The 25,363-nt window shown below is 72.3% G+C and carries 29 protein-coding genes; 15 read left to right on the top strand and 14 right to left on the bottom strand.

Translation table 11 applies throughout. From position 1 onward, the window contains the following. Positions 1 to 23: 23 nt before the first annotated feature. On the bottom strand, positions 24 to 314 hold the full coding sequence (locus tag JWQ92_RS00450; protein ID WP_297342490.1) for a hypothetical protein: 291 nt from the start codon (positions 312 to 314) through the stop codon (positions 24 to 26). Between the two features lie 143 nt (positions 315 to 457). Between JWQ92_RS00450 and JWQ92_RS00445 the strand changes: the two genes are divergently transcribed. The 3 genes from JWQ92_RS00445 (at position 458) to JWQ92_RS00435 (ending at position 3,343) form a co-directional block, all read left to right on the top strand. Further along, positions 458 to 1,594 (top strand): FAD-binding oxidoreductase, encoded by a 1,137-nt coding sequence (locus JWQ92_RS00445; protein ID WP_297342489.1) that lies wholly within the window; start codon positions 458 to 460, stop codon positions 1,592 to 1,594. A gap of 123 nt (positions 1,595 to 1,717) precedes the next feature. Further along, positions 1,718 to 2,896: an MFS transporter gene (locus JWQ92_RS00440; protein WP_297342488.1), complete on the top strand. Its 1,179-nt coding sequence runs from the start codon at positions 1,718 to 1,720 to the stop codon at positions 2,894 to 2,896. Positions 2,897 to 3,169: 273 nt separating this feature from the next. Next, positions 3,170 to 3,343 carry a hypothetical protein gene (locus tag JWQ92_RS00435; protein WP_297342487.1) on the top strand — a complete coding sequence of 58 codons (174 nt, stop codon included), beginning with the start codon at positions 3,170 to 3,172 and terminating at the stop codon, positions 3,341 to 3,343. A 317-nt stretch (positions 3,344 to 3,660) separates the two neighbouring features. Here the strand turns inward: JWQ92_RS00435 and JWQ92_RS00430 are convergent, their stop codons facing one another. After that, positions 3,661 to 4,857 carry a hypothetical protein gene (locus JWQ92_RS00430; RefSeq protein ID WP_297342486.1) on the bottom strand — a complete coding sequence of 399 codons (1,197 nt, stop codon included), beginning with the start codon at positions 4,855 to 4,857 and terminating at the stop codon, positions 3,661 to 3,663. A 379-nt stretch (positions 4,858 to 5,236) separates the two neighbouring features. Continuing rightward, positions 5,237 to 5,533 carry a hypothetical protein gene (locus JWQ92_RS00425; protein WP_297342485.1) on the bottom strand — a complete coding sequence of 99 codons (297 nt, stop codon included), beginning with the start codon at positions 5,531 to 5,533 and terminating at the stop codon, positions 5,237 to 5,239. 207 nt (positions 5,534 to 5,740) lie between these two features. Here JWQ92_RS00425 and JWQ92_RS00420 point away from each other — a divergent pair, with 207 nt between their 5' ends. Then, a complete protein-coding gene (locus JWQ92_RS00420; protein ID WP_297342484.1) occupies positions 5,741 to 7,024 on the top strand; it encodes a nucleotide disphospho-sugar-binding domain-containing protein in 1,284 nt (427 codons plus the stop codon). A 111-nt stretch (positions 7,025 to 7,135) separates the two neighbouring features. Here the strand turns inward: JWQ92_RS00420 and JWQ92_RS00415 are convergent, their stop codons facing one another. Further along, entirely contained in the window at positions 7,136 to 8,677 is a 1,542-nt protein-coding gene (locus tag JWQ92_RS00415) for an FAD-binding protein (protein ID WP_297342483.1), read from the bottom strand. A 155-nt stretch (positions 8,678 to 8,832) separates the two neighbouring features. Here JWQ92_RS00415 and JWQ92_RS00410 point away from each other — a divergent pair, with 155 nt between their 5' ends. Then, positions 8,833 to 9,474, top strand: a complete 642-nt coding sequence (locus tag JWQ92_RS00410; RefSeq protein WP_297342482.1) for an N-acyl homoserine lactonase family protein — start codon at positions 8,833 to 8,835, stop codon at positions 9,472 to 9,474. Between the two features lie 20 nt (positions 9,475 to 9,494). On the opposite strand, the gene JWQ92_RS00405 is transcribed toward JWQ92_RS00410, so the two are convergent. The 4 genes from JWQ92_RS00405 to JWQ92_RS00390 form a co-directional block, all read right to left on the bottom strand. After that, the gene (locus JWQ92_RS00405; protein ID WP_297342481.1) at positions 9,495 to 9,719 is read right to left on the bottom strand and encodes a hypothetical protein; all 225 of its coding nucleotides are present in this window, start codon (positions 9,717 to 9,719) and stop codon (positions 9,495 to 9,497) included. A gap of 37 nt (positions 9,720 to 9,756) precedes the next feature. After that, the gene (locus JWQ92_RS00400) at positions 9,757 to 10,218 is read right to left on the bottom strand and encodes a hypothetical protein (RefSeq protein ID WP_297342480.1); all 462 of its coding nucleotides are present in this window, start codon (positions 10,216 to 10,218) and stop codon (positions 9,757 to 9,759) included. 133 nt (positions 10,219 to 10,351) lie between these two features. Beyond that, positions 10,352 to 10,978 carry a TetR/AcrR family transcriptional regulator gene (locus JWQ92_RS00395; protein WP_297342479.1) on the bottom strand — a complete coding sequence of 209 codons (627 nt, stop codon included), beginning with the start codon at positions 10,976 to 10,978 and terminating at the stop codon, positions 10,352 to 10,354. 120 nt (positions 10,979 to 11,098) lie between these two features. Further along, positions 11,099 to 11,548, bottom strand: a complete 450-nt coding sequence (locus JWQ92_RS00390) for a hypothetical protein (protein ID WP_297342478.1) — start codon at positions 11,546 to 11,548, stop codon at positions 11,099 to 11,101. Between the two features lie 210 nt (positions 11,549 to 11,758). Between JWQ92_RS00390 and JWQ92_RS00385 the strand changes: the two genes are divergently transcribed. The 4 genes from JWQ92_RS00385 (at position 11,759) to JWQ92_RS00370 (ending at position 14,624) form a co-directional block, all read left to right on the top strand. Beyond that, entirely contained in the window at positions 11,759 to 13,015 is a 1,257-nt protein-coding gene (locus tag JWQ92_RS00385) for a phosphatidylserine decarboxylase family protein (protein ID WP_297342477.1), read from the top strand. Positions 13,016 to 13,036: 21 nt separating this feature from the next. After that, positions 13,037 to 13,255, top strand: coding sequence for a hypothetical protein (locus tag JWQ92_RS00380; protein WP_297342476.1), 219 nt, complete (start codon positions 13,037 to 13,039; stop codon positions 13,253 to 13,255). Between the two features lie 62 nt (positions 13,256 to 13,317). Then, positions 13,318 to 14,211 carry a histidine kinase gene (locus tag JWQ92_RS00375; RefSeq protein WP_297342475.1) on the top strand — a complete coding sequence of 298 codons (894 nt, stop codon included), beginning with the start codon at positions 13,318 to 13,320 and terminating at the stop codon, positions 14,209 to 14,211. Further along, entirely contained in the window at positions 14,208 to 14,624 is a 417-nt protein-coding gene (locus JWQ92_RS00370) for a response regulator transcription factor (RefSeq protein WP_297342474.1), read from the top strand. Before JWQ92_RS00375 ends, JWQ92_RS00370 begins: the two co-directional genes overlap by 4 nt. A gap of 106 nt (positions 14,625 to 14,730) precedes the next feature. Here JWQ92_RS00370 and JWQ92_RS00365 read toward each other — a convergent pair whose 3' ends face one another. Beyond that, positions 14,731 to 15,003 (bottom strand): GNAT family N-acetyltransferase, encoded by a 273-nt coding sequence (locus JWQ92_RS00365; protein ID WP_297342473.1) that lies wholly within the window; start codon positions 15,001 to 15,003, stop codon positions 14,731 to 14,733. A 3-nt stretch (positions 15,004 to 15,006) separates the two neighbouring features. After that, positions 15,007 to 15,573 (bottom strand): peptide deformylase, encoded by a 567-nt coding sequence (def, locus tag JWQ92_RS00360; protein WP_297342472.1) that lies wholly within the window; start codon positions 15,571 to 15,573, stop codon positions 15,007 to 15,009. Between the two features lie 89 nt (positions 15,574 to 15,662). Here def and JWQ92_RS00355 point away from each other — a divergent pair, with 89 nt between their 5' ends. Genes JWQ92_RS00355 through JWQ92_RS00345 form a run of 3 tightly spaced genes read left to right on the top strand, consistent with a single transcriptional unit; the run spans position 15,663 to position 19,179 of the window. Next, on the top strand, positions 15,663 to 16,598 hold the full coding sequence (locus JWQ92_RS00355; RefSeq protein WP_297342471.1) for a DMT family transporter: 936 nt from the start codon (positions 15,663 to 15,665) through the stop codon (positions 16,596 to 16,598). 35 nt (positions 16,599 to 16,633) lie between these two features. Beyond that, positions 16,634 to 17,977 carry a glycosyltransferase gene (locus JWQ92_RS00350; RefSeq protein WP_297342470.1) on the top strand — a complete coding sequence of 448 codons (1,344 nt, stop codon included), beginning with the start codon at positions 16,634 to 16,636 and terminating at the stop codon, positions 17,975 to 17,977. After that, a complete protein-coding gene (locus JWQ92_RS00345; RefSeq protein WP_297342469.1) occupies positions 17,974 to 19,179 on the top strand; it encodes a glycoside hydrolase family 3 N-terminal domain-containing protein in 1,206 nt (401 codons plus the stop codon). The genes JWQ92_RS00350 and JWQ92_RS00345 overlap by 4 nt, the downstream gene beginning before the upstream one ends. 53 nt (positions 19,180 to 19,232) lie before the next feature. Here JWQ92_RS00345 and JWQ92_RS00340 read toward each other — a convergent pair whose 3' ends face one another. Further along, entirely contained in the window at positions 19,233 to 20,024 is a 792-nt protein-coding gene (locus JWQ92_RS00340; protein WP_297342468.1) for an alpha/beta hydrolase, read from the bottom strand. 118 nt (positions 20,025 to 20,142) lie between these two features. Here JWQ92_RS00340 and JWQ92_RS00335 point away from each other — a divergent pair, with 118 nt between their 5' ends. Further along, the gene (locus JWQ92_RS00335; RefSeq protein WP_297342467.1) at positions 20,143 to 21,093 is read left to right on the top strand and encodes an SPFH domain-containing protein; all 951 of its coding nucleotides are present in this window, start codon (positions 20,143 to 20,145) and stop codon (positions 21,091 to 21,093) included. A gap of 26 nt (positions 21,094 to 21,119) precedes the next feature. Here JWQ92_RS00335 and JWQ92_RS00330 read toward each other — a convergent pair whose 3' ends face one another. After that, a complete protein-coding gene (locus JWQ92_RS00330; protein ID WP_297342466.1) occupies positions 21,120 to 22,022 on the bottom strand; it encodes an oxidoreductase in 903 nt (300 codons plus the stop codon). 440 nt (positions 22,023 to 22,462) lie between these two features. On the opposite strand from JWQ92_RS00330, the gene JWQ92_RS00325 reads away from it, so the two are divergent. Both JWQ92_RS00325 and JWQ92_RS00320 read left to right on the top strand, forming a co-directional pair. Next, positions 22,463 to 23,113 carry a transglycosylase family protein gene (locus JWQ92_RS00325; RefSeq protein ID WP_297342465.1) on the top strand — a complete coding sequence of 217 codons (651 nt, stop codon included), beginning with the start codon at positions 22,463 to 22,465 and terminating at the stop codon, positions 23,111 to 23,113. Between the two features lie 113 nt (positions 23,114 to 23,226). Further along, positions 23,227 to 23,772 carry a flavin reductase family protein gene (locus JWQ92_RS00320; RefSeq protein WP_297342464.1) on the top strand — a complete coding sequence of 182 codons (546 nt, stop codon included), beginning with the start codon at positions 23,227 to 23,229 and terminating at the stop codon, positions 23,770 to 23,772. Between the two features lie 25 nt (positions 23,773 to 23,797). On the opposite strand, the gene JWQ92_RS00315 is transcribed toward JWQ92_RS00320, so the two are convergent. Beyond that, entirely contained in the window at positions 23,798 to 24,934 is a 1,137-nt protein-coding gene (locus tag JWQ92_RS00315) for a hypothetical protein (RefSeq protein WP_297342463.1), read from the bottom strand. A 65-nt stretch (positions 24,935 to 24,999) separates the two neighbouring features. Continuing rightward, positions 25,000 to 25,269, bottom strand: a complete 270-nt coding sequence (locus JWQ92_RS00310) for a hypothetical protein (protein WP_297342462.1) — start codon at positions 25,267 to 25,269, stop codon at positions 25,000 to 25,002. Positions 25,270 to 25,363: the final 94 nt, after the last annotated feature.

Below are 25,363 nucleotides of genomic sequence, written 5' to 3'. Positions count from 1 at the left end.
ATCGAACGCCGTGACCCGGGGAGCTACCGAGCAGCGCCGACCTGCTCGAGCGCACTTGTCGCGTCCTGAACCCTCTTATTGCGGCCGAGGTAGACGTCGAGAGAGAGCGACGGCCGTGCACGCCCGAGCTGATCCGCCATCACTCTCGGACTGACACCCGAGTCGCTCAACAGGCTCGCGACGCGCTTCCGGAACGTGTGGCACGTGAACTGGTCGTACCCCATCGCGACGAAGCCGTCCTTCAACAAGTGGGCGGTGTTCGAGGGATCGCGCCACCTGCCGGAGAGCGGCGCTGAGAACACGGCGACCTGCACCGCGGGAGCTCCTCGTCTTGCGCCGCGTCCGCCCTGCACGAACCGTGCACCGGGACTGAGCGATACCCCGGACGCAGCCCGTTCCATCCGTACGGTCGAGACGTGCAGAGCGCGAGAGCCCTTCAGGGTGCCGAGGCGGGGCGGTGAGCGTGCGCGCGTTCGACGTGGTCGTGATCGGCGCGGGGATCGCGGGTGCCGCCGTCGCGTACCACGCAGCGGCACGCGGGCTGGCGACCGCGATCATCGAAGCCGGCCGGGCCGGCCGTGCCACGACGGCCGGCGCTGGGATCATCTCGAACCACGGGCTCAGGGACGACGAGTTCGGCCGCGAGTGGCTCTCACTCGTCCGATCGAGTACGGCGGAGTACGCCTCGCTGATGGCCCAGCTCGGGGAGGGTGCCGAGCAGCGCAGCGACTATCGGGTCGTCGGCGAGGTCGTCCTTGCGAGCACCGAGGACGAGCAGGTGGAGCTCGACCGGTTCCAGTCCGCGTCGGCCTCTCCGCCGATCGGCACCGACAAGCCCGACATGCACCGGCTCAGCGGGCGAGATCTGCGGACCGACTGGCCCTCGATCCGCGACGATCTGCAAGGGCTGTTCATCTCCACGACTGCTCGGGTCGACGGCAACCGGCTCGCCGACCTGCTCGTCGAGCGCGCCCAGGCGCACGGTGCCGTGCTGCTGCACGGGGAGGCACGGATCGAACCCGGCCGGCACCCGACGGTGCGGGTCGGCGACGACGCGTTCTCCGCGCGCGAGGTGGTCGTGGCGGCAGGTATCTGGACACCGCGACTGGTCGAGCCGCTCGGCGTGCGCGTGGTGGTCGTGCCCGACCGCGGGCAGATCGTGCACCTGTCGGGGGGCCGTGAGGCTCCGGCCGCACCCGTCCTGAAGTCCTTCGGCGGACCCTACGTGCTCGGGTTCAGTGGGCCGCGCATCGTGGTCGGGGCGACGCACGAGACGTCGGAGGCGCCGTCGGCCGATGTCCGTGCGGGCGACCAGCTCGAGGTCCTCGAGCAGGCGTTCTCGGTCGCTCCCGGGCTGCGAGCGCACACGATCCTCGAGACGCGGGTGGGATTCCGTCCCGCTTCCGTCGACGGCCTGCCGCTCGTCGGTCGCGTCGACGATCGGGTGTCCGTGCTCACGGGTCTCGGCTCCTGGGGCTTGACGCTGGGCCCCCTCCTCGGGCGAAGGCTCGTCGACGGGATGACCGGGAGCGACGACCCGGGAGGCCTCGATGTGTCGGTGTTCTCGCCGAACCGGGCGTCCGTCGCTGTCTGAGTCGCCCCCTCCGACTCGTCTCGCAGACGTTGCCGGGGGCACCGGGGCGTCGGCGCGGGAACTGATCAGCGCACCGGATGCGCGAGGACCGGAGGGTGCGAGCGTGATGTCAGGAGACCCCTGTTGAGCGCTGCGGGCGAGCGCGTGACCGCCAGGTCGGATCGTCTTCGGCTCAACGCACTGTTCGCTGCCCTCGGCGTCGGCACAGGCAGCTTCCTGCCCTACGCGGTGGTGTACTTCACGTGGCGGGGGCTGTCGCCGACCGAGGCGGGCCTGGTCGTGGCGCTCATGGCAGGCGTGGGCCTTCTGGCTCTGCCGCTGTGGGGCCTCGTCGCCGATCACGCGCTCGGGACCGTGACCGCGCTCCGGCTCTCCTGCGTGCTCGCGGCGGCGGCCGGCCTGGCGCTGCTGGTGTCGGGACGATTCGCGCCGGGCATCGTGGTCTGCGCCGCCGTGCTGGCCGCGGCCAGCGCACCGGGGGAAGCGTTCGGCAACACCTTGGCGATCGGTACCCTCCGCGCCGAGGCGTCACGCAACTACGGAAACGTCCGGTTGTGGTCGAGCATCGGATTCGCGGGCGCTGTCGCGGTGTCAGCGGTGGTCCTGAAGCACACGAACCTCGCGCTGATCCTGATCGCCTACCCCGCCGCGATGGCCGTCCAGCTCGCCAGCACAGGCGGCCGACGCTGGCCCGTCGCGCCGGCCGGCCCGCGGCTCCGGCTCTCGGACCTGCGGCTGACGAGGAGTTCGCGGCTGCTCGTGCTGCATGGAGGGGCTCTCGCGTTCGGAGTCGCGATGGGCGCTTCGAGCACCGCCGGCCCACTCCGGCTCGTCTCCGTGGGCGGTGGTGTGACGGCCGTCGGTGCGGCTGCCGTCCTGGGCGCGCTGGTGGAGATCCCCGTCATGCGGATGAGTGGTGTGCTCTGGCACCGGCTGGGCGCGGGCAAGGTCTTCCTGCTGGGTGGAGTGGCTTTCGCCGCGCCGCTGGCCTGCTTCGCCGTGTTCTCGAATCCGGTCCTGCTCGTCGGCGTGAGCGTTCTGACCGGCACGGGCTACGCGTTGATGTACGTCGGGCTGGTGACCGCGGCGAGCTCGGAGCTTCCGGCGGGCAGGCAGGCCACCGGGCAAGCCCTGTTGCAGGCCACCATGATGGGTCTGGGGCCGCTGATCGGTTCCTCCCTCGGCGGGTTCGCGTACGAGCACGCATCGCCCGCGGTGCTGTTCGGGGCCGTCGCCGTGGTCGCCCTGGCCGGGGCCGCTGTAGCCCGGGTCGCCGCGGCCCATCTCCCCGCGCATCGCTGAGGCGAGCAGCCGATCGGTGGAGACATTCCCATCGCCGGATCGCGCCCGGAGGCGGAGCCGGTGGACGTCGTTCCGGCAGGTCCGGCTGCGATCAGGTGCGCCGGCCGCGCGGTCGTGATCGCCGTCCTCGTGGCCACGTCTCGGCAGCAGGACGGAGACGCGTGACCGAGTCGGTACCGGACGAGAAGTCGGACGTCCTCGCTACCGCGATCCGGCAGGTCTATCTTCACGACCACAGGACCAGGGCCTGGCACCAGTGGTCGAGGAGCAGCGATGAAGCACGAAACCGATGAGCCCGACGTCGAGCCGCACGTGTTCGACCAGACGAACGGGCTGGTCGATCTCGGGCCGGACGGGCCCGAGCGCCGCGAATCCGGTGACGGCAGGGTCAGGAGCCAGACCGTAGGCGGAATCGCGATGCTCTCCGCGAACCGTCCCGCCGGCTGAGCCCCGCCGCTCCGCGTCATCCGCCCCTGACCAGGCATCTGCAACCGCTTCACCACCGCGCGACGCACGTGCACCACCGGACGGACGGAGTGTGGCGACTCGTACACCGGCACGGCGCCTTCCCGCCGCCGGGCCGCCCGACCGGCGGATTGAGCAGGTCCGCTCAGTCCGCCTCACCGTCAGCCGACGTTGCGGATCCCCTGCGCGAATCCTCGCAAGGAGCGTGCTCACTGCGCCAAGCGTCGACGTGTCTCCGGACGAATCGCTTCGGCGGCGCCACCATCGGCGGTCATACCGCTCTGCGGGAGCGGCAGCGTTCACCCGAGCGCGTGATTCTGCTTCCACCAGGTGAAGATGTCCGCAAGCTTGATACCCGGAGATCCCACGGCTTCCAGGACGACGTGGTCGGTGTCATACGACCAGACGACGTAGGGCTCCCCGTAGCGGTCGTGAGCGCAGGCGAGTGCGCCTGTTCGAGATGACCCCGCATCGGTGAACGACGTGCCCCCGCCGCTGAAATCACAGGGGAGGGGATATTCTTTGCGCACATCTGCTGCGACATCGCGCCCCGGCTCCGGATAGACATCGACTTCGGCAGGAACGCCCTTCGCATACAAGGTCCGGGGACTACAGGTCTGCGGCTTCGAGGATGCCGGGAAATCGTTTCCATAATATTTTCGGTCGAGTGGTGTGCAGTCCTCGACCAGCACGGATAAGCGCTCGCTCAATGATCCGACACTCGGACCGGGTGATGGGCTCGACTCCGGGGAACCGGCGACGGCAACGGACGGGGCGGCCGTGGGGGAGGTCGTGGTCGTGGGGGAGGTCGTGGTCGTGGTCGTGGTCGTGGGGAAGGCTGAGGCCGAGCCGGCCGCGGCACGGGCAGGGACAACAGGCGCCGCACTGGGACGGGTGCTGGCGTAGAGGATTCCGCCGCTGACCGCGAGGACGACAACGATCACGACGGCCAGTGCGATCAGGTTGCGACGGACGTGGAGCGGGGAGGGCCCTGTCGACCCCGGTCCGGGCGCCCGCACAGTCGGCTCCGGTGGCTGGAGCACGGTCGAGCCGTCGAACGGGGAAGCCTGCGGCGGGTCGCGCCGGACCGTGGGTTCGTCGGCGGCCCGGGAATCGCCCACCGGAGCGGACGCCGAAACCGTCTCCGGCGTCAGCTCTGCACGGGAAGCGTGCGCCGGCGGGATACCCAACGCCCTCGCCCAGGTCCTGAGCGCCCATTCGGCGCGGGCGACCTCGATCGAGCGCTGTTCGACGAGTTCGCGGACCTGTCGTGGGAGCGCAAGTGCGATCCCTGCCTCGGCGGCCTGTAATCGGAGGGCGGCAACGGTGCCGCTCTCGACCGCAACGGTCAGCAGCAAAGCGTCGGCCGGACGATCGGGAAACACATCGCCGAGCACGTTCCGGCAGAAGGACGGACGCGCGATGAGCTCGTCGGCCCCGACCCGGGCGACGACCTGGCGCAGTCGATCCGCCGCGTCGGCTTCCTTCTCGCTCACGGGCGCAACGGCCCGGATCGCGCCGGCCGACCCGGTTGAACAGCTCGTCGGTCCTGTACCATCGAAAGGTCGACCCCTTCTCGGATGCCGGCGCCCGAAAGCCACCGTGCCGTCCCGCGAGCGGCATTGCCCGCGGGAAACCGCTGTATGAGGATAGGCGTCGCACGGAATCAAGAGCAATGGTCGCCGCGATTCGACCACCAGGCTTCTCGAAGGAGCCGCGCGGTACCCAGGCGGGAATCCGCTCGCCGAGCTGCGTTGAAGTCCTCTCGGTGCGGGAGAGTTCGGCAGGTTCTCCGCTCCAATCCGAGTCGAGAAGCCGCAGGTCCGGTCGACCGGGAATTCCTCCGCATCGGCCGCGCCATTCGCGGACACGTCGTCACCGCGATGTCGGGCGGCGGTAGCGCCCGGTCGCATGGCGCTCCTGGATCACCTCTGCATCACCGTCCTCGACCTCGAGCGCGGGCGGGCACAGTTCCATCCCGTCCTCGACACCCTCGGCTACCGCAGCGGGTACGGGGACGACCATTCGTGCTCCTGGAACAAGGGCGACGAGACCGAGCTCGTCCTCATGGCACCGCGCGAAGCGGTTCCGCAACCGCATCGGCACGGGCGCGTGGGCTGGCAGCACCTGGCTTTCGCCATGAGCTCGCGCGCAGACGTCGAGCGCCTGCACGCCGTGGCGCTCGGCGCGGCTGGACCCCGGTGCAGCCGCCGAAGGAGTACCCGCGGTTCTCGGACCGCGACGACGCCTCCTTCGTCGAGGACGGCAGCGGCATCCGCATCGAGTGCATGCACACCCCCGCCACGGGACGGGTGATCCGCGCTCGGACCACGCCGTGCGCTCTTGTGAGCCGATCGACCGCGGGACAGGATGACGGTCGTGACGGACCGTCGCGTCATCGTCTGCTGCAACTCCGCCGAGGGTCATGCTCGGCCGATGGTCGCTGTCGCCGACGCGTTCGTGCGGCACGGATGGCGGGTCCGGGTGCTGTCCGGCGCACCGTTGCGAAGCCGCGCCGAGGCGGTCGGGGCCGAGTTCGTGGAGCTCCCGGCCGCTGGCGACGTGCACGACGAGGAGGCGCACTCCGAGCGGCGTGCGGGGCTCAAGGCGTTGAACGAGGGCGCCACCGCCGCGTTCCTCACCCCCGCGCCTGCGGCATGGGCGGCGCTCGAGGCCGCCCTCGAAGCGGAACCGGCCGAGCTGGTCGTGGCTGAGCTCGCGTTCGTCGGCGCGGCGGGCATCGCGGGTCTGCCGGCGGAGTCGCGGCCGACGGCAGTGGTGTGCGGCGTCGTCCCGCTGGGGATCTCGAGCCCCGACGTCGCCCCGTTCGGACTCGGGCTGGCGCCGATGCGCGGCCCCCTCAACCGCGCTCGCAACCGTGTGCTGACGCGACTCGCGACGCGGGTGCTGCTGGCGCCGATGCACAGGGAGGCGGACCGGACGCTCGCAGCGATCGGGGCGGCCCCGCTCGACGGACGCTTCTTCATGGACTTCGTGCTCGCCGCCGACCTGTTCGCGCAGTTCACCGTGCCCGCGTTCGAGTACCCCAGACGAGACCTGCCGCCCAACGTCCGGTTCTACGGGCCGGTGTCGCGGGGCGTGACCTCGACCACGCCGCTGCCCACCTGGTGGGACGAGCTGGACAACCGTCCGATCGTGCACGTCAGCCAGGGCACCGTCGCGAACGGTGATTTCGGCGAGCTCGTCGCGCCGACCTTCGCGGCACTCGGCAACGAGGACGTGCAGATCGTGGTGACCACCGGCGGGCCCCCCGTCTCGGCGCTGCCCGCCATGCCGCCGAACGCGTTCGCAGCGGAGTTCATCCCGTACGACCGCCTCCTGCCTCGCACCGACGTCTTCGTGACGAACGGCGGCTACGGCGGCCTGCACTACGCGATGGAGTACGGGGTACCCGTCGTCGTCGCCGGGGACACGGAGGACAAGCCGGAGAACGCGGCCCGCGTGGCGTGGTCCGGCATCGGGATCGACCTGCGCACCGGTCGACCGTCAGCCCGCAGGATCCGACACGCGGTACGGCGGGTGCTGGCGGACCCCGGCTACATGACGGCGAGTGCTCGGATCGGCGCTGCGATCCGCTGGTCGCGCGGCGCCGACGGGCTGGTCGACGACCTCGAGGATCCCGTGTTCCTGCGACAGGCGTGAGCCGGGTGCCCAGGCGCGGAGGCACGGCGGGGATCGGGCGCTGATCCGCCGGTTCGCAGCGGGGCGCGGATCCGGTCGCGTCCACGAGCCGCGGTTCAGCTCCCGCGTCGATCACACCCAGTGCGGCTGCGCGAACACCCCACCGGGGTCCACCCGGGCAGCGATGCCGCGGAGCCGTGCGGTGTTCGCGCCGAAGTAGGCCGACGGGTCCGTGATCCCGGCATCGCAGTAGTTCGCGTACGCCGCGTCGCCCCACGACGGCCGCATCGCCGCCCGGAACCCTCGGACGTACGCGTCGAACGGCGCCGCGTCGGCGCCGTCGGCGAAGGTCGCGGTGTACTGCGCGCTCCAGAGCGCAGCGCGCCAGGGGAACGCGGTGTCGCTCGCACGGAGGTCGCTCACAGCCCCGCCGAGGGCGTCGAGAGCGACACCCCCTTCGGCCAGCCCGGGGACGGAGGCGGCGCGGCGGACCTGGTCCAGCAGCGTCGCGATCTCCGGCGCGGCCAGCCGTCGCGACCCGATGGACGACGTCGCGGACTCGGAGACGCGGGACCCGCTGCCGGCGTACCGCCGCATCGCCTCCCCGTACCCCGCCTCCGTGGCCACGTGGCGGAGCGGGCGGGCGCCCGTGTCCCGGATGAAGCCGTCGACCGATGCGTCGGCGCCGCTCCTCGGGCCCGTCCAGGTCCCGGAGACGGTCACGCTGGGGCCCGTGGGATGGCGTGAGCCCGCTAGGAGCTTCAGCGAGGACCACAGCTTCCGGTCCGCGCCCGGCGCCCAGCGCTGCCAGGCGGCGACCACGGCCGCCGCCGAGGACCAGGGGAAGCCCACCTCGAACATGAGCACGTCGGGAGCGGGCTCCGTCCGGAAGGTCAGGTCCGTGACGACGCCGAGGGTGCCGCCTCCGCCGCCGCGGCAGGCCCAGAACAGGTCCGGCTCCGCGCGGTCCGACACCCGGTGCACCCGGCCGTCCGCGGTGACGAGGGTCGCGCCCGTGAGCTGGTCGCAGGTGAGCCCGAACGAACGCACGAGGACGCCGAGACCGCCACCCAGGGTGAGGCCGCCGATCCCGACCGTCGCGCAGGAGCCGGCGCCGATCGCCCTCCCGGACGCGGCGAGCCGCTCGTAGACGTCGAGCAGCCGGGCGCCCGGCCCGATGGTCACCGAGGTGCCGTCGGACGTCAGGCGCACGCCGTTCAGGTCGGCGGTGCTCAGCACGAGTGACGGGGGCACTCCCGTTCCCGCCGCACCGCCCGCCGACCAGCCCGTGTACGAGTGGCCGCCGGCACGCAGCGCGACCGGGGTGCGGGTGGTGCGGGCGAACGCGAGCCCGGCGACGACGTCGGCCACCCCGGCGACGCGGAGGACCCCCAGCGGCTCGGCGCCGTCGTACCGCGGGTTGCGCAGCAGGCGGGCGGCGTCCCACCCGGCGGAGCCGCGGCGCAGCAGCGCCCCGGTCGTCGCCGCAGCCAGCTCGCCCCACGTCGTCGGGCCCGGCGTCGGCGTGGTGGTCGCGCTCGGGCCGGCGGAGGCGGTCGAGGTCGGTCGCCGAGTCGTCTGCGGCGTCACGTCGGTGCAGGCGGCGAGCAGGCCCACGAGGCCGATCCCGGCGCCCCCGGCCAGCACCGAACGGCGCGTCGGACCGTCGCCCATGTCCCCACCCGTCCCTGCTGCGCCCGGTCGGACGGTACGCCTCCCGTCGGGCTCCTGAGGTGTTCCGCCCCGGAACCCCTGGGGAATGGCTCCTCCCGATGTCTACAGTGTTCACATCCCCGCTCCCGAGCGGGGGAGGAGCAGGGAGCACCGCGATGAGCGACACCGGGTACGCGACGATCACGCCGGTGCTCGTGGCCGAGCTGCTCGTGGAGGGCGGCCGGATGCCGGTCTTCGTCCATCTCATCGACCACCCGGAGGGGCGAGTGCTGGTCGACACGGGCATGACGGTGCTGCACCCCGCCGTGGCCGACATGGATCCCCGGCTCATGCCGCTGACGGAGCACCCGATCGACCTGTCGGCCGTCGACCTGATCGTGAACACGCATCTGCACTACGACCACTGCGGCGGCAACCACCTCTTCGCCGGCCGCCCGATCCACGTCCAGCGGCAGGAGCTCGAGGACGCCCTCACCGAGGACCACTACACGATCCGGGAGTGGGTGGAGGCGCCGGGCGTGCAGTACGCGCCGGTCGACGGCGAGCTCGAGCTGCTGCCCGGGATCCGGCTGGTCCCGACGCCGGGCCACACCCGCGGCTCGCAGGTGGTGGTCGTCGAGACCGGCGGACGGCCGGCGGTCATCGCGGGCGACAGCGCGGTCTTCTTCGCGGAGCTGGACGAGCCGCGCACCGAGGGGCAGCGGCGGATCCGGGCGCTCGACCCGCAGCTCGTCTGGCTCAGCCACGCGGCCCAGCCGTGGCGCCCGGGCACGGCGGAGGGCGCAGCGGGGCGCTGAGCCCCGGGCTCGCCGGCGGGTCAGCCGGTGCTGAGGATCAGGAAGGCGACGTCGCCGAGCCCGAAGATCACCGCGACCAGCCCGAACACCGTGAGTGCGACCGTCAGGTCGGAGTGGGTGGAGGGTCCACCCTCCGACACCCGGCGCCGTGACGACCGCACGCTGAGCAGCAGGCCCGCGACCGCGACGAGGGCACCACCCGCGATCGCCACCACGGCCGTGATCGCGGAGGCCGGCGAGTTCACGCGCCGACTGTAGGGGATGGAGCCACACCAGGGCCGCTCAGTCGGTGCCCACCGCCTTCTTCACGAGCTCCGCGATGACCCGCTCGTCCTCCGGTGCGATGGTCGTGACCGCGAACCCGGTCGGCCACATCGTCCCCTCGTCCAGCCGGGCCGCGTCGAAGAACGCGAGGTTGCCGTAGCGCACCTTGAACTTCGCGCGCTCCTGGTAGAAGAGCACGATCCGCCCGGCCGCGGTCGCGTAGCCGGGGCTGCCGTAGTACAGGCGGGGGAGCAGGGAGGGGGCGACGGACGTCACGATCGCGTGGATCCGCTCCGCGTTGGTGCGGTCCGGCTCCTCCAGCGACGCGATCTTCTCCTGCACCTCGCGCAGGGCCTCGGCAGCGTTCTGATCGGCGCGCAGCTCCTTCGCGCGCTGCCGCATCGCGGCTCGCTCCGCCGCGGAGAACGTGGCGCCGGGCTTGCCGGTGTCGGTGGTCTCGGTCTTCCGGGTATCGGTCATGCGCCGATTCTCGTCACCGCCCTCGGCGCCCGCTTCTCCACTCCTGCTCACTCCGACTGCGGCGCATCGGTCGGGGACCGGTGGGTGCCGCACCTCGCGCGGCACCTGGAGGCGGAGCGACGAGGAGGGGGTGTCAGGAGGCGGAGGGTGCGGACTCCGCCTGCTGGTCCTCGGTCGGCAGGGTCGCGCCGAGATGCGTCCGGGCGACGGCGTGCAGCAGTCGCAGCCGGTCGACGTCCGTGTCGTAGCCCACCAGCGAGTACGCGTTCACCCCGTCCACGACCGCGAGCAGATGCGTCGCGACCTCCTCCGGGGCGTCCGCGGTGAAGTCGCCGGAGGCGATCCCCGAGCGGACGACCGACTCGATCAGCGTGTGCCAGGCGTCCTCCTCGCTCCGCACGGCGGCACCGAGCGCCCGGTTGCGGCGGCCGAGGCTCCACGACTCGACCCACAGGGCGTCGAGGTGCGGCACCGGCTCGGCGAGCGAGCCGAGCAGCACCGCGAGCTGCTCCACCGGGGACTCCTGGCTCAGCACGTCGTCCTGCACCTCGGTCAGCTCGGCGCTCACGATGCGCGAGAAGGTCATGGCCACGAGCGCGTCGTCGCCGGGCCACAGCGCGGCGACCGCCTTCCGCTGCACGCCGAGTCGCTCGACGACCGCGGCGATCGACACCGCATGCATGCCGAGCTCGATCGCGATCTCCGCGGCCGCGGCGAGGACCTCCTCCTGCTCGAGGTGGCGTCGTCCGGGAAGGCGCACTGCTGCTCCGCTCGTGGTGCATGGATCGGGGACCGGACCGTGGGGTCCGGGCCCGTCGATGATCCACTGTGGCGAGCAGGAAGCCCGCGCGCCACCCCGCCGGGACCGGCGGCCGCGGTCTCACACGGTGTCGCGACGCAGCCGGGCGGAACGGACCGAGAGCCACACGGCGAGGCCCATCACGAGCGCCGCGACCACGACGTGGAGGGGGGTGAGCGCGTCGATCCCGAGGGTGGAGATCGCGTGGCCGAGCAGCCACTGGGCCACTGTCGCGACGAAGTAGACCGACGCGAGCATCGGCAGCCCGCCCTTCGTGCGCAGGCGGGTGAGCGCAACGACCGCCGCGATCAGCGCGAAGACCATCACGGGGTAGGCGCCGAACCCGTGCGCGTTCGTCCACAGCTCGTGGGTGTCCTTCGGCATCCCGGCGGTGATGAACTCGCCGGAGGTGAAGTACTGGAAGACCACGAACAGGGCGCTGAGGCCGACGGCGATCGCGAAGGCGCGGCGGACGCCGGCCGGCACCTGGGTGGTGGTGGTGGCTCGGGGGGTGGTCGTGTTCGTCACCACGGATGGCTCCTCGGTCTCGGCGGGCGCCTGCACGGATGGGTGCCGACCTCCTGAACGTGTTGCCGCGTCACCAAGAAACGCCTCAGACCGAACCGGCTCCCAGCACCTCGACGGTGGATCCGCACGCGACGGGGCGGAACGCGCAGCGACGGATCGGTGGTACCGGCGGTACCGGCGGGACGGCCAGCACCGGCGCGTACGGTGCCGCCCATGGTGAACGAAGGCTCCAGCACGGACGTGAAGCGGCGAGCCGGTTGGCTGCCGCCCAGTCAGGACGACCTCGAGGCGTGGCTCTCCGGTCACCGGGAGCGCACCGAGGCGCACGGCGAGGACACCCCGCTGCATCCCGTGCTGGTCGAGTTCCAGCAGCTGATGGACACCGACCCGATCGTCCGGATGTACGTCACGCAGATGGTCGAGCAGGTGCCGACCGGGAAGCAGTACAAGGAGCGGCACGTCAAGGACGTGCCGCAGCTGCTGCGGCTGATCAACGAGGTCCTGACCATGACGCCGGAGTTCAGCGTGGGCGGGATGGTGAGCACCCCGCTCGCCGGGATCCTCGACTGGACGCTGGCCACGCCCGCCGGGTTCGCCGCCTACCGGGACCCGCGCATCAACGCGATGCTGAAGAAGATCCTGAACGCCTGGGCCGAGTACTTGAACAGTCCGGACTCCCTCTCCGCGCTGAACCGCTCCGAGACCGGCTGGATGAGCCCGGAGGCGGAGCGGGCGGTCGGGATGAGCGACTACGCGCACGACCCGGACGACGAGCACTGGGGCTTCACGTCCTGGAACGACTTCTTCACCCGTCGCCTGGCGGAGGGGAGCCGTCCCGTCGCCGCGCCCGACGACGACAAGGTGATCGTCAGCGCGTGCGAGTCCACGCCGTACCGGATCAGCACCGACGTGAAGCGCCGCGACCGGTTCTGGGCGAAGAGCCAGCCGTACTCCCTGGAGGACATGCTCGCGCACGACGAGTCGGTCGACGAGTTCGTCGGTGGCACGGTGTACCAGGCGTTCCTCAGCGCCCTGAACTACCACCGCTGGCACAGCCCGGTGGCGGGAACGATCGTCCGCGCCTGGGTGCAGGAGGGCACGTACTACGCCGAGGCGCAGTCCGAAGGGCCGGACGCCGCGGAGGCCCAGGAGTCGCAGGGCTACATCGCTCACATGGCGACCCGCGCGATCATCCTGGTGCAGGCGGACGACCCGGTGATCGGGCTGGTCGCGTTCATCGCCATCGGCATGGTGGAGGTCTCCACCTGCTTGATCAGCGACCATGTGCGGCCCGGCTACCACGTGGCCAAGGGGGAGGAGCTCGGCTGCTTCCAGTTCGGCGGATCGAGCGAGTGCCTGATCTTCCGGCCGGGCGCCGTCAGCGAGTTCACGCTCGCCGCGATCCCGCAGCCGGGCGACGCCGACGCGTCCCTGGTCCTCGTGCGCTCGCGGCTCGCGGTCGCCGGCTGAGGGAGGCCGTACGGTGAGCGCGTGAGCAGTCGTCCCGCGCGCGCCGCCCTGATCGTCGTCGGGGTGATCCTCGTCGTCACCGGCCTGGTGTGGATCGGCCAGGGGTTGAACCTGATCCCGGGCAGCTTCATGACGGGGAACCGCACCTGGTTCGCCATCGGGCTGGTCGCCGGCGTGGTGGGGATCGTGCTCATCGCGGCAGGCGTCCGGCGGGGCCGGGGACCGGGCGGCGGGGCCTGACCCGCCCTCGACGTTCCGTGCGCCTCCGGGCGGCGGCACGCACGATTCGTAGACTCGACCGCATGCCGAGCCTGCCCCAGACCGTGTGGCTCGCCATCGCCGGTGGCCTGCTGGTCCTGACCGTCCTGCTGCTGGTGCTGTGGATCACCACGATACGTCGGCTGCGCGTCGAACGTCGCGCGGCCGCCGACCGGGCGCACCTCGCCGCGCGGCTGCAGATCGCGGTCGCCGATCAGGGCGGCCGCCTGCGCATCATCCGTGAGCTGCACGACGTCGCCGTGCACCGCGTGTCCGCGATGATCGCGCAGGCCGACGGCGCCCGGTACGCCGGGGCGACCGACCCGAGCGCGGCCGTCCGGGCGGCGCAGGCGATCGCCGAGACCGGGCGCGCGACCCTCGCCGACATGCGCCGGGTGATGACCCTCGTGCGCGAGAGCGAGGCGGAAGCCGCCCCGCAGCCCCGCCTGAAGTCGACCCGCGAGCTGTTCAAGACGATGCGCGACGCCGGGCTGGACGTGGTCGTCGAGGAGCACGGCGAGCCCTACGACCTGAACTCGGGCGCCGAGCTCGCGATCTACCGGATCCTGCAGGAGGCGCTCTCGAACTCGCTGAAGTACGGCGGGGAGGGCACCCAGGTGCGGGTCGGCTTCACCTGGACCTCGTCGGGTATCGCGGTGAAGGTCGACGACGACGGGTTCCGCAACGCCGTGCTGCAACGTGGCCTCTCGGCGGAGGACGCCTCCGCCGAGCTCGCCTACGGGGTGGAGGAGGACCTGCGGTCCCTCACGCAGCAGCTCGCGGGTCCGGGGATCCAGGAGATGCGCGCCCGCACCGAGCTGTTCGGCGGCACCCTCACCGCGTCGGAGACGCCGGGGGTCGGCTTCTCGATCAGCGCCACCTTCCCCTCCATCCGCTTCCACAACGGGGTCCACGGCGTCGACCTGACCCGACGGTGACCGCGGCGCCGACGCGGGTGCTGCTCGCCGACGCCGATCCGCTGCAGCGGGAGGGTTGGCGGCTGATCATCGACGCGCATCCCGACCTGGAGGTGGTGGCGGAGGCGCCGGACGGTCTGCAGGCGCTCGCCGTGCTGCGCCGCCTGCCCGTGGACGTGGCCGTCATCGACGCCCGGATGCCGCGGCTCGGCGGCCTGCAGGTCACCGAGACGGTGGCCACGGACGCCCGCATCCGGTTGGTGCAGCGCTCGCCCGTGACCCGCGTGGTGCTCGTGACCGCGACGGACCTCGACCGCTTCATCGCTCCGGGCCGGGAGGCGGGGGCGGACGCCGTCCTCTACAAGGACGCCGAGCCCGACCTCCTGCTCGCCGCGATCCGCGAGGCCGCCGCCTCCCGCGCCGTCGCCTCCTGAGCCTCGCGATCCGGAGGGCTCGCCGACACACGGGTGGCCCGGCCGTCGGCGGCGGCGTGTCCGGAACCGCGGACGCGCGCACGTCCTGCGGATCCGCGGTGGAGCGTCAGGCGAGCAGGTGCGCTGCTTCCGGGTGGTCGTCGAACCACTGCGCGACGTACCAGCACATGGGGCGCACGCGCTTGCCCGCCGCCTCAGCCTGCCGCACGGCGTGCTCGGTGATCTGCGCCGCGTAGCCGTGCCCGCGGAAGGGCGGGTTCGTGAACGTGCGCGTCATCGAGACGACGTCGCCGTTCTCGGCGTAGTCGAGCGAGCAGACCACCTCGCCGTCGAGGGTGCCCAGGTACCGATGCCGTGCGGCGTCGTGCTCGAACTCCATGACTCAGGCCTCCAGGTCGTCGACCCCCGGCGTCCAGCTGTTGCCCGGGCGGCCCCACTTGTTGCTGCTGATCGCCTTCTTCGCGCGGCGCTGGTGGAGGAAGTCCAGCCGGTCGACGTAGAGCACCCCGTCGAGGTGGTCGGTCTCGTGCTGGAGCACCCGGGCGAACCAGCCCCGCGCCTCCAGTGTGAACGGCTCGCCGTCCAGGTCGACGGCTTCCAGGCGTGCTCTCGGGGAGCGCCGGAGGGGGAACCGCTCGCCGGGCACGGAGAGGCAGCCCTCCGACTCGGCGTCCTCGTCCGCCTCGCCCACGGGCGTCGGCGTGATCCACAGCGTGGGGTTGATCGCGACGCCGCGACGTGGGCCCTCGGGATCGTGCTCGTAGCTGTAGACGAAGAGGCGGAGCGGCACGCCGACCTGCGGCCCGGCGAGGCCGACGCCGGGGGCCTCGTCCATCGTCTCGAACATGTCGGCGACGAGCGTCCGCAGCGCATCGTCGAAGGTGACGACCGGCGCCGCCGGCTGGTGCAGGACGGGGTCTCCGGTGATCAGGATCGGCAACACGGTCACCCTGCGGAACCTCCGGTATCACTGACGAAACACGCGTCTCATCAGCGTAGTGCCGTCTCTCTGAGGCCCCGGGCGGCTAAGGTTCGGCCGTGCCGCCCGTCCTCGACATCCACATCGGCACCCACGTGCTGAACACGGCCCAGGCCGTCGGCATCCCCATCGCCCTGGTCGGAGCCGTCTTCCTCGCCTTCGGCGCGCAGTTCCAGTCGCGCGGCGTGAAGCAGGTCGAGGCCGCACGGGCGACGGCCGGCACGGAGCTGGGCGGATCCGAGCTGCTCCGGCTCGTCCGGAACCGCGCGTGGCTGCTCGGCACCGTGATGCTGGGGCTCGCGATCGTGCTGCAGCTGACGAGCCTGCGGTTCGCCGCGCTGATCGTCGTGCAGCCGATCGGCGCGATCGCGCTGGTCGTCACGACGATCCTCAACGCGCGGCTGAACCATGTGCGCATCCACCGCAAGGTGGTGCGGGCGATCATCCTGTGCGTCGGCGGGGTCGGCATCTTCGTCGCGGTCGCCGCACCGAGCGCGACCGACACCGCGATCAGCGACGACGACCTGCGCACGATCCTGGTGCTGCTCGCGGTCGTGCTCGCCGTCCTCGGCACGCTGTACGCGATCTACCGGACGCGCATGACCCCGCTCGCCTACATCGCCGGAGCCGGCGTCCTCTACGGCTTCGTGGCGACGATGGCGAAGACCGTCATCAACCGCCTGATCGCGGGTCAGTTCGACTGGTTGACCGTGCTGTGCGTCGTCGGCCTGCTCGCCGCGGGCGCCGGGGGTCTCTACCTGGTGCAGACCGCCTACACCGTCGGCCCGCCCGACCTCGTCATCGCCGGCCTCACCGTCGTCGACCCCATCGTCGCAGTGGGTATCGGCGTGCTCGTGCTCGGGGAGGCGCAGAACGCGCCCTGGTGGGCCGGCCCGGCCTTCCTCGTCTCCGGAGGGATCGCCGTGTTCGGGGTGTTCCAGCTGGCGCGGCACCACCCCCAGGTGGGCGATCGGGAGGCCGTCGAGGCCGCCTGAGGCGCGCCGCCGCGCAGCGCACCCGGTTCCGGGGCATGCGCTACCGTCGGAACGCCCAGGCCCCCGAGAGGGGCACGAACACCCAGGAGGAGACCGCCATCAGCGAGCCGACGCCTGAGGCCGCGCTGCCCCGGATGACCGTGCTCATGGGCGGCGACACCTTCCCGCCCGACGTGAACGGTGCGGCCGCCTTCTCGGTCCGGCTCGCGGCGGGCATCGCCTCCCGCGGTCACGACGTGCACATCATCGCCCAGAGCCACGGGGAGCCCCAGGGCGTCTACCGCGAGGAGCACCTGGGTCAGGTGCTCACGGTCCACCGGCTGAAGAGCTTCCGCTACCCGCTGCACGACTGGCTGCGTGCCGTGTACCCCTGGGCGATCCACCGCAACGCCGCGAAGATCATCGACAAGGTGCGGCCCGACGTGTCGCACATGCAGTCGCACATGGTCGTCGGGCGGGGGCTCACGACGGAGTCGGCGAAACGCGGCATCCGCGTCGTGGCGACGAACCACTTCATGCCCGAGAACCTCATCGAGCACAGCCCCTTCCCGAAGTTCACGTACCCGGTGATCAGCTGGCTGGCGTGGAAGGACTGCACGCGGCTGTACCGCAAGGCGGCCGCGCTGACGACGCCGACCAAGCGCGCTGCGGCCTACCTCGAGGAGCGCACGGGGCTGCGACACGTCCACGCGATCTCCTGCGGGATCCGGATGACCGACTACACCCCGGACTTCGAGCAGAAGACGGAGCGGCGGATCGCGTTCTGCGGTCGCATCACCGGCGAGAAGATGCTTCCCGACCTCGTGGAGGCGGTCGCGCGCCTGCCCAGGGACCTCGAGGCGCACCTCGACCTGATCGGCGACGGCGACCAGCGGAAGGCGCTCGAGCAGCTCGCCGACCGCCTCGGCATCGGTGACCGCGTGCACTTCCCGGGCCTCGTCAGCGACCAGGAGCTGCGCCGGCTGCTCACCCGGGCGACCGTGTTCGCGATGCCCTCGATCGCCGAGCTGCAGTCGATCGCGACGATGGAGGGCATGGCGAGCGGCCTGCCCGTCGTCGCGGCCGACGCCATGGCGCTGCCGCACCTCGTGAAGGACGGCGAGAACGGCTTCCTCTACCCCCCGCGGGACGTGGCGGCGCTGTCGGACCGTCTCGAGCGGGTGCTGCGCATGCCGCACGACGAGTACGAGGTCATGCAGCGCGCCTCGCTGCGGCTGCTCGAGCCGCACGACATCGACACCACGATCACGATCTTCGAGCGCCTCTACCGGGGCGAGGAGGTCACGGATCCGGTCACCGAGGTCCCACCGCTGTCGGCGAAGGTGCGGGAGCAGTTCAAGTCCCTCGCGAGGCGCGCGCGCAGCGCGATGACGGATTGACCCGCGGCTCCCGCCGCGCCCGCCTGCTCGTCCCCGTGCTCCTCGCCGCCGGCCTGCTGCTCACCGGCTGCACGGCCGGTGCGTCCGGAACCGCTCCCGTCGGTTCCAGCGCGCCGGTGCGAGCCGCCTCCGCGCCGCCGGCACCTGCGCCGTCCGTCTCGACGGCGCCGACGGCCGACGGCCGCGCCGCGGCGCTCGTCGCCGCGATGACTCCCGACGAGCGGGCCGGCCAGCTGCTGATGACCGCGGCCACCGTGCCCGACCTGCATGGGCTGGCGGCGGCCGTCCGTCGCTACCACCTGGCCGGCGTGATGATCCGGGGGCGCAGCGGAGGCGGCACCGCAGCGGTCGCTCGGGCTCTCGTTCCGGTGCGAGCGGCGGCACCGGCCGACCTGCCGTTGCTGACCGCGACGGATCAGGAGGGCGGCACCGTGCAGGTGCTGAGCGGCCCCGGCTTCTCCGCGATCCCCAGCGCGGTGCAGCAGGGGCGCGGGTCCACGGCGGCGACCCGCGCGGACGGCGAGCGCTGGGGACGTGAGCTCGCGCGGGCGGGGGTGCGCCTCGATCTCGCCCCGGTCGCCGACGTGCCGTGCGCGGACACGCTGCAGGACAACCCGCCCGTCGCGAACCTGCGACGGCAGTACTCGTCCGATCCGGCAGCGGCCGGCGGTCACGTGGCCGCGTTCATCCGGGGGATGGCCGCCGCCGGGGTGGGAACGACCGTCAAGCACTTCCCGGGGCTCGGCTGCGTGCGCGAGAACACCGACACCGACCGCCGCGTGGTCGACACCGAGACCACGGTCGACTCGGTCCGGCTCCGCTCCTTCTCCGCCGGTCTCGACGCGGGTGCGGGTTTCGTCATGATGTCGAGCGCGGAGTACTCCCGGATCGATCCCGGCGTGCCCGCGCTGTTCTCCTCCCGCATCGTGCAGGGTCTGCTGCGCGGACGGCTCGGCTTCACGGGTGTCGTCATGTCGGACGATCTCGGGGGAGCCGCCGCGGTCGATCGCTGGTCGAGCGGGCAGCGCGCCGTGAAGTTCGTGCGCGCGGGCGGTGACCTGCTGCTCGACATCGTGCCGGCGGACCTCGGGCCGATGCACGAGGCACTGGTGCGGGAGGCGGCCGCCGATCCGGCGTTCTCCGCAGCCCTGACGGCCGCCGCCGAGCGTGTCGTGGCCGCGCGCATCCGTCTCGCCGGCTGACGTGCGCGATCGGGCGTCCGAGGCGGGCCGGACCCGCCCGGCTCTGGATCCGGTCAGGCGAAGAAGTCCGCGATCCTGCCGCCGAGTGCCCGCAGCGCGTCCGGGGTGTCGAGCAGGGTCAGCGTCGACTGCGGCAGCAGCTCGTGCAACCGCTCGGCGGTCGACACCGGGTGGCCGGGATCGCCGACCCACGGCGCGAGCAGGACCGGCTGCCGGATCGTGGCGACGACGTCCGGCGCCGGGAAGTCGGTGGCGGCCGCGCCGCGGAACACCGCGGGCAGGATCGCCGGGTCGATGTCGGGCGGGGGAGTGGTGGTCCACCCGCCTGCTTCCAGCAGGGGCAGCGGTGCGAACGCTCCCATCGCCCGGACGAGCGCGTCGTAGCCGCGCTCCTCCGCCATCCGGGCCATCTGCCGGTAGCCGTCGCCCTGCGCGGTCCGCGTCTCCCACGCGGTCGGCGGGATCACGAACGCGAGCCGCCGGAAGCGCTCCGGTCGTCTGCTCACGGCGTGGAGCAGCGTGCCGACGCCCATCGAGACGCCGATCGCGTCGACTGGATCGCCAGGTGAGACGACGTCGAGCAGGGCGAACAGGTCGTCGGCCAGCGCGGACCACGCGTAGTCGCCCGGTTCGCCGCGGCCCGTGGAGCGCCCGTGCCCCCGGGCGTCGTAGCGCACGAGGGCGCGGCCCGCTCCCGCGACCGGTGACCAATCGAAGAATCCCGCCGCGCGCTCGCTCGCCCGCGAGGAGGAGAGGCCGTGCAGGGCCACCACGACGGGTCCCTCTCCCTCCTGCACCTCGTACGCGAGTCGGGCTCCATCGACATCGAGCTGCAGGTCCGTCACCCGGCCAAGGCTAGGACCGCGTTCCGCCTCGGCTCCCTGACGACTCCTGGGCCGGTTCCCGCCCGGAGATCCGGGGCAGCAGTCGGCCCATTTCTCCGTGAACCCCTAACGTGTGCACGTGTTCGTCGTGGGTCTCCTGCTGCTGCTCGCCGCCGTGCTCCTCTTCATCGTGCTCGCCGGGCGCTCCCGCCGCAGCAAGGGCGCCGAGTCCGCGCCGCAGCGACGGAACCGGTTCATCGGCCTGGCGGGCGCCACCGTGGCGGCCCTGCTCGGCCTCCTGCTGCTCGGCGGCTCCAGCGTCTACGCGCAGGACACCGGCGACGCGAGCGTGATCGTCTCCTGGACCGGCGACATCCTCGGGCAGGAGATCACTCCCGGGCTGCACGTGAAGGCGCCGTGGAGCACGGTCGACACCTTCAGCGTGCGCAACCAGCAGGTCGTCTTCGCCGGCAACCGAGCGGAGACCGACTACACGGGCGGCTCCGCGCTCGGGCCGGACATCACCGTGCAGGACTCGGACGGGGTCACGAGCAACATCGACATCGCCGTCCGCTACTCGATCCGACCGGATCAGGTGACGACGATCTACCGGCAGTTCCGGGACGAGACGAACTTCGTCTCCCAGTTCGTGACCCAGGACATCCGCTCCACCGTCCGCGACGCCCCGAACTCGTTCACGACCCTCGAGCTGATCACCAAGCGGGCCGAGGTGAACACGGCGATCCAGACCGCGCTCGAGCAGCGCTGGAAGGGGACCGGTGTGACGGTCGACTCGGTGAGCCTGCAGCAGATCACTCCGCCGGCGAGCGTGACCGCCGCATACGCCGCGGCCCAGAACGCGCAGATCAAGGTCACGACGGAGCAGAACAACCTGAAGGCCGCGCAGGTGTCGGCGCAGCAGCAGGTCGTGCAGGCGGAGGCCAAGGCGAAGGCGAACGACACGCTGAACCGGTCGCTGACCACCAACGTGCTGAAGCAGAACTACATCGACACCCTGTCGAAGCTCGCCGCTTCGGGGAACGTCGTGGTCGTGCCGGAGGGGTTCGGCGGCATCGTCAATGTGAAGTGAGCGCCGAGCACAGGCGCCCCCGGCGGTCAGACGGCCGAGGCCGACGGCACCCGGATCGTCACGCCCGTGAGCCGCTCGGCCTCGCTGGTGAGCAGTCGCTGCACGTCCCGGTTGTGCGACGACCGCGAGGAGCCCACCACCACGGGCGCACCGCGCATCTCGCCCGGCCCGCTCGGGCCGATGTAGGAGGCCCCCGGGAGGTCGGGGACCGTCGCCGCGTACAGAGTCGGCAGCGCGCCGGCGTCGGCCGGCTGCCCCAGCCCGTTGATGACCGCCGCCGAGATCGCCTCGACCCACGGCGGCATGTGCATGCCCCTGGTGAGGTTCGTGCTCGCCGTGCCGGGGTGCGCGGCGACCGCCCGGAGGCGTGATCCGGCGGCGCTGAACCTGTGCTGCAGGTCGTACGCCAACATGAGGTCCGCGAGCTTCGACTGGCCGTACGCGCCCCACCGGGAGTAGCGGCGGCGGCGCCAGTTCAGGTCGTCGAGCGCGATGCGCCCGATGCGGTGCGCCTGACTCGAGAGCATCACCACCCGGTCGCCGAGCCGGTCGAGCAGCAGCGCCGTCAGCGCGAAGGCGCCGAGGTAGTTCGTCGCGAGCTGCAGCTCGAAGCCGTCGGCGCTCCTGGCCTCGTCGACGGCCATGATCCCGGCATTGTTGATCAGCACGTCGAGCGGACGATCGAACGCCTCGGCGAACGCGCGCACGGAGGCGAGCGAGGCGGTGTCGATCTCGCGCACCTCGGTGCTCCCGTCGATCCGCTCGGCCGCTCGGCGCCCTCGCTCGACGTCCCGGCACGCGAGGACGACGTGCGCTCCGGCGGCGGCGAGACGGCGGCTCGCCTCGAAGCCGACGCCGCTGTTCGCCCCCGTGACGACGACGGTGCGCCCGGTCTGATCGGGCACGGCGAAGGAGGATGCGGACGTCATGGCCGGTGTCTATCCGCCCCACCTGACCGTCCGATGCGCTCACCGCCGATGTCCGGGCGACACGGAGGCGACATCCGGCCGACGCCCGGAGGTCGCACGAGCGCCCGAGAGGCGGCTCGGCGGACACGCCACGCGTTCATGGAATCCCTGCTCGGCGCGCATATCGGAGAAGGCCTCGCGATGGCCGCAGCGACACGCCGACGGTTCGATACCGGTTTGTGATCTTGTGAATTTGCACCTAGTGTCACTCGCGCTCACCGGGATCCCGCCAGACAGGGACTGCGGAACCCCCATCCCCGTGAGCAGTACGCCCGGTGCTGCCACGCTTCGCGCTGCCCACATGCAGCACCGCAACACGACCGCTAATTCGTCAGGGTGGGCAGCGGCGCAACGACATCCGGGGACGGAACGAGCGTCGGCGGACCCGCTGGAGCACGTACATGAAGATCCTGTCCAACACCCGTGCCGCCGCAGGCGGCCTCGCACTCGCCGCACTCACCGCGGTCGGCGTCGGCCTCACCGCCGCGCCGGCCGAAGCGGCCTCCGTGTCCACCTGGGACGCCATCGCGCAGTGCGAGAGCAGCGGCAACTGGTCCATCGACACCGGCAACGGCTACTACGGCGGCCTGCAGTTCAGCCTCAGCACCTGGCACGCCTTCGGCGGCGCCGGCAACCCGGCGAACGCCGGCAAGTCCACCCAGATCGCGATCGCCGAGAAGGTGCTCGCGAGCCAGGGCTGGGGCGCATGGCCCGCCTGCTCGGCCCGCCTCGGCCTCTCCGGCCACAGCGGCTCGGTCGCGGGCGCGTCGTCGAGCAGCTCGTCGTCGTCCAGCTCCTCGAGCTCGTCGTCGCACTCCTCGTCGCGCTCCTCGAGCGCGTCGTCGTCGCGCGCCTCCTCGGCGCCGCGTCACGTCGCGCACGTGAAGGTGTCGGGCAAGACCTACACGGTCCGCTCCGGCGACACCCTCGCGAAGATCGCGGCGAAGCTGCACACGCCCGGCGGATGGCGGCGCCTCGCCGACGCCAACGCGTCCGTCGTGTCCAACCCGAATCTGATCTTCCCGGGTCAGAAGCTGCACCTCCCGGCCTGATCGCCGAGCAGCACGACGACGCCGGCCGGCCCGCATCCTGCGGGCCGGCCGGCGTCGTTGCGTCGTGTGACGTCTCGCAGGAGCGCCCAACGGCCCCCTCGTAGGCTGGCACGATGACCACGTCCCTCTCCGCGGCCCCGGGGCCGGGCGGGGAGCGCCGGGCGGGCGCGACGGCCGAGTCCTTCGACGACGCCTCGTTCCGGCAGATCCTCGCCAGGTTCGCGACCGGCGTCGTCGTCGTGACGGGCACGACCGAGGGCGGGCCTGCCGGCCTGACCTGCCAGTCCTTCTCCTCGCTGTCCCTGGATCCGCCGCTCGTGCTGCTGAGCACGGCGCGGACGTCCAGGACCTGGCCGCGGATCGAGGCGACCCGGAGATTCGCGGTGAACGTGCTCGGCGACGACCAGCGGGAGCTCAGCGAGCGGTTCGCGGTCAGCGGGGGCGACAAGTTCGACGGCGTCGCCTGGCGCCCGGGCGCGCTCGGCAACCCCCTCCTCGACGGGGCGATAGCGCACCTCGAGTGCGATGTGCACGCGGTCCACGACGGGGGCGACCACGTGATCGTGCTGGGCCGGGTGCGGGCCCTCGAGGCACCGGGCCTCGAGGATCGGGCGCCGCTCGTCTACTTCCGGAGCACGTACCGCACGCTGGCCGGCTGATCCCGCGCCGCCTCGGCCGGAGGCGTCAGTACCAGTAGGGCACGTGCGAGGTCTCGAACGAGAGCGCGCCGCACGGGCTCCCGTACCGGCCCTGGATGTAGCCGAGCCCCCACTCGATCTGCGTCGCCGAACTCGTGCGCCAGTCGCCGCCGGCGCTGGACATCTTGTCGCCCGGCAGTGACTGGGGGATGCCGTACGCGCCCGACGAGGCGTTGTAGGCGTCCCAGCGCCACCCCGACTCGATGTTCCAGAGCCGCACGAGGCAGTCGAACTGGGAGGAGTCCCAGCCGTAGGCCCCCATCCGGCCCTGCGCGTAGTTCTGGGCGCCCGCGGGCGAGAGCGAGCCGGGGCCGGCGGATCCGCCCCCGAGCGACTGGTCGGCCCCGCCGCCGTTGCCCGCCGCCGCGGCCGCGGCCTTCGCGGCCTGTGCGGCGGCGTACGAGGCCTGGAGCGCGCTGGAGGTGGCCTGCAGCGAGCGAAGCTGCGCCTGCAGCGTCGCCGTGCGCGCCTTCGTGGTCGCGACCTGGCGGTCCGCGGCGGCCTGCGCCGCCTTTGCCCGGTCGGACAGCCGCTTCGCCTTCGCCGCGAGCTGGTCGCGGACCTGCGCCTGCGCCTTCGCCTGGTCGCCGAGGGCCGCGGCGGTGCGCTCGTCCGCGACGGCGCGCCGCAGCAGCGCCGCGGACGAGTTCCCGATGCGCGAGAGGGCGCCGAGCCGGTAGAGCAGGGAGCCCGACTGCTTGCCGGACAGCCACACCGACAGGGTCGGATCCCCGCTGCGATAGAGCTGGGTCGCGACGCTGCCCGCGGTACGGCGGGCGGCCTTCGCCCGCTTCTCCGCCGCCGCGGCCTGCTGCTGCAGTGAGGCGAGCGCCTGCTGCGCGGCCTTCACCTGCGCCTCAGCGGTCTGGTAGGCCGCCTCCGCCTTGATCGCCGCAGCGCCCAGGGCCGCAGCCCTGCTCTCGAGCGACCCCAGTACGCCCTGGATCCGCTTCACCTCCGCGGCCTTGGCCCCGGCGTTGTGCTTCGCCTGCTGCACCTCCGCCCACGTGGGATCCCCGGCGGGGACGGCGGAGGCCGCCGGCGCCAGCAGGGCGCCGACGGTCACCGCGGCCGCGGCCGCGGCGGCGATCGCCGCGCCGGACCACCGCTTCCGAAGGCGCATCCGTTCAGGCTAGGTGCGCGGCTGCGCGGCGGCCCGGTGGCGCGAGGGCGCGGCGCGAACGCGGCTCAGCGATAGGTCTTGACGACGCGCCAGTCGTCGTCGCAGAGCAGCACGTCGAAGACCAGGGTCTCGGTGCCGTCGCCGCTCGTGCCCTGGAACCGCCAGCCGCGGACCGGGAGCGGATGGGTCAGCAGCACGCCGAGCGCGTCCTCGATCCTGGTGGGCGCGTCGGTCACCCGGTAGCGCCTCGCGTGCCAGTCGAGCGCCACCGGGACGCCCCGTTCGGTGGTGGCCAGGAGTGCCCGGCCCTCCGTCCCGATCGTCGCGTCGCTCATCCCACGCCTCCCGCTCTCGAACACGTGTTCGAGAGGCTCATGGTAGATCGCGTGCTCGCCGGGGCGCAACGCCGTCGGCCCCGATGCGGTGGAA

Origin of the sequence: Amnibacterium sp., from assembly GCF_025463795.1 — a bacterium.
GTDB lineage: Bacteria > Actinomycetota > Actinomycetes > Actinomycetales > Microbacteriaceae > Amnibacterium.
The sequence above is the reverse complement of the archived record's forward strand: the minus strand, read 5'-3'. Positions and strand labels throughout refer to the sequence as shown.

What these genes read in the sequence shown, in the direction of transcription:
- JWQ92_RS00320 (WP_297342464.1), top strand. Translation starts at nt 23,227, where the DNA reads ATGACCACGTCCCTCTCCGCGGCCCCGGGGCCGGGCGGGGAGCGCCGG.
- JWQ92_RS00400 (WP_297342480.1), bottom strand. Translation starts at nt 10,218, where the DNA reads ATGACCGATACCCGGAAGACCGAGACCACCGACACCGGCAAGCCCGGC.
- JWQ92_RS00325 (WP_297342465.1), top strand. Translation starts at nt 22,463, where the DNA reads ATGAAGATCCTGTCCAACACCCGTGCCGCCGCAGGCGGCCTCGCACTC.
- JWQ92_RS00310 (WP_297342462.1), bottom strand. Translation starts at nt 25,269, where the DNA reads ATGAGCGACGCGACGATCGGGACGGAGGGCCGGGCACTCCTGGCCACC.
- JWQ92_RS00385 (WP_297342477.1), top strand. Translation starts at nt 11,759, where the DNA reads ATGGTGAACGAAGGCTCCAGCACGGACGTGAAGCGGCGAGCCGGTTGG.
- JWQ92_RS00410 (WP_297342482.1), top strand. Translation starts at nt 8,833, where the DNA reads ATGAGCGACACCGGGTACGCGACGATCACGCCGGTGCTCGTGGCCGAG.
- JWQ92_RS00435 (WP_297342487.1), top strand. Translation starts at nt 3,170, where the DNA reads ATGAAGCACGAAACCGATGAGCCCGACGTCGAGCCGCACGTGTTCGAC.
- JWQ92_RS00415 (WP_297342483.1), bottom strand. Translation starts at nt 8,677, where the DNA reads ATGGGCGACGGTCCGACGCGCCGTTCGGTGCTGGCCGGGGGCGCCGGG.
- JWQ92_RS00315 (WP_297342463.1), bottom strand. Translation starts at nt 24,934, where the DNA reads ATGCGCCTTCGGAAGCGGTGGTCCGGCGCGGCGATCGCCGCCGCGGCC.
- JWQ92_RS00375 (WP_297342475.1), top strand. Translation starts at nt 13,318, where the DNA reads ATGCCGAGCCTGCCCCAGACCGTGTGGCTCGCCATCGCCGGTGGCCTG.
- JWQ92_RS00365 (WP_297342473.1), bottom strand. Translation starts at nt 15,003, where the DNA reads ATGGAGTTCGAGCACGACGCCGCACGGCATCGGTACCTGGGCACCCTC.
- JWQ92_RS00350 (WP_297342470.1), top strand. Translation starts at nt 16,634, where the DNA reads ATGCGCTACCGTCGGAACGCCCAGGCCCCCGAGAGGGGCACGAACACC.
- JWQ92_RS00330 (WP_297342466.1), bottom strand. Translation starts at nt 22,022, where the DNA reads ATGACGTCCGCATCCTCCTTCGCCGTGCCCGATCAGACCGGGCGCACC.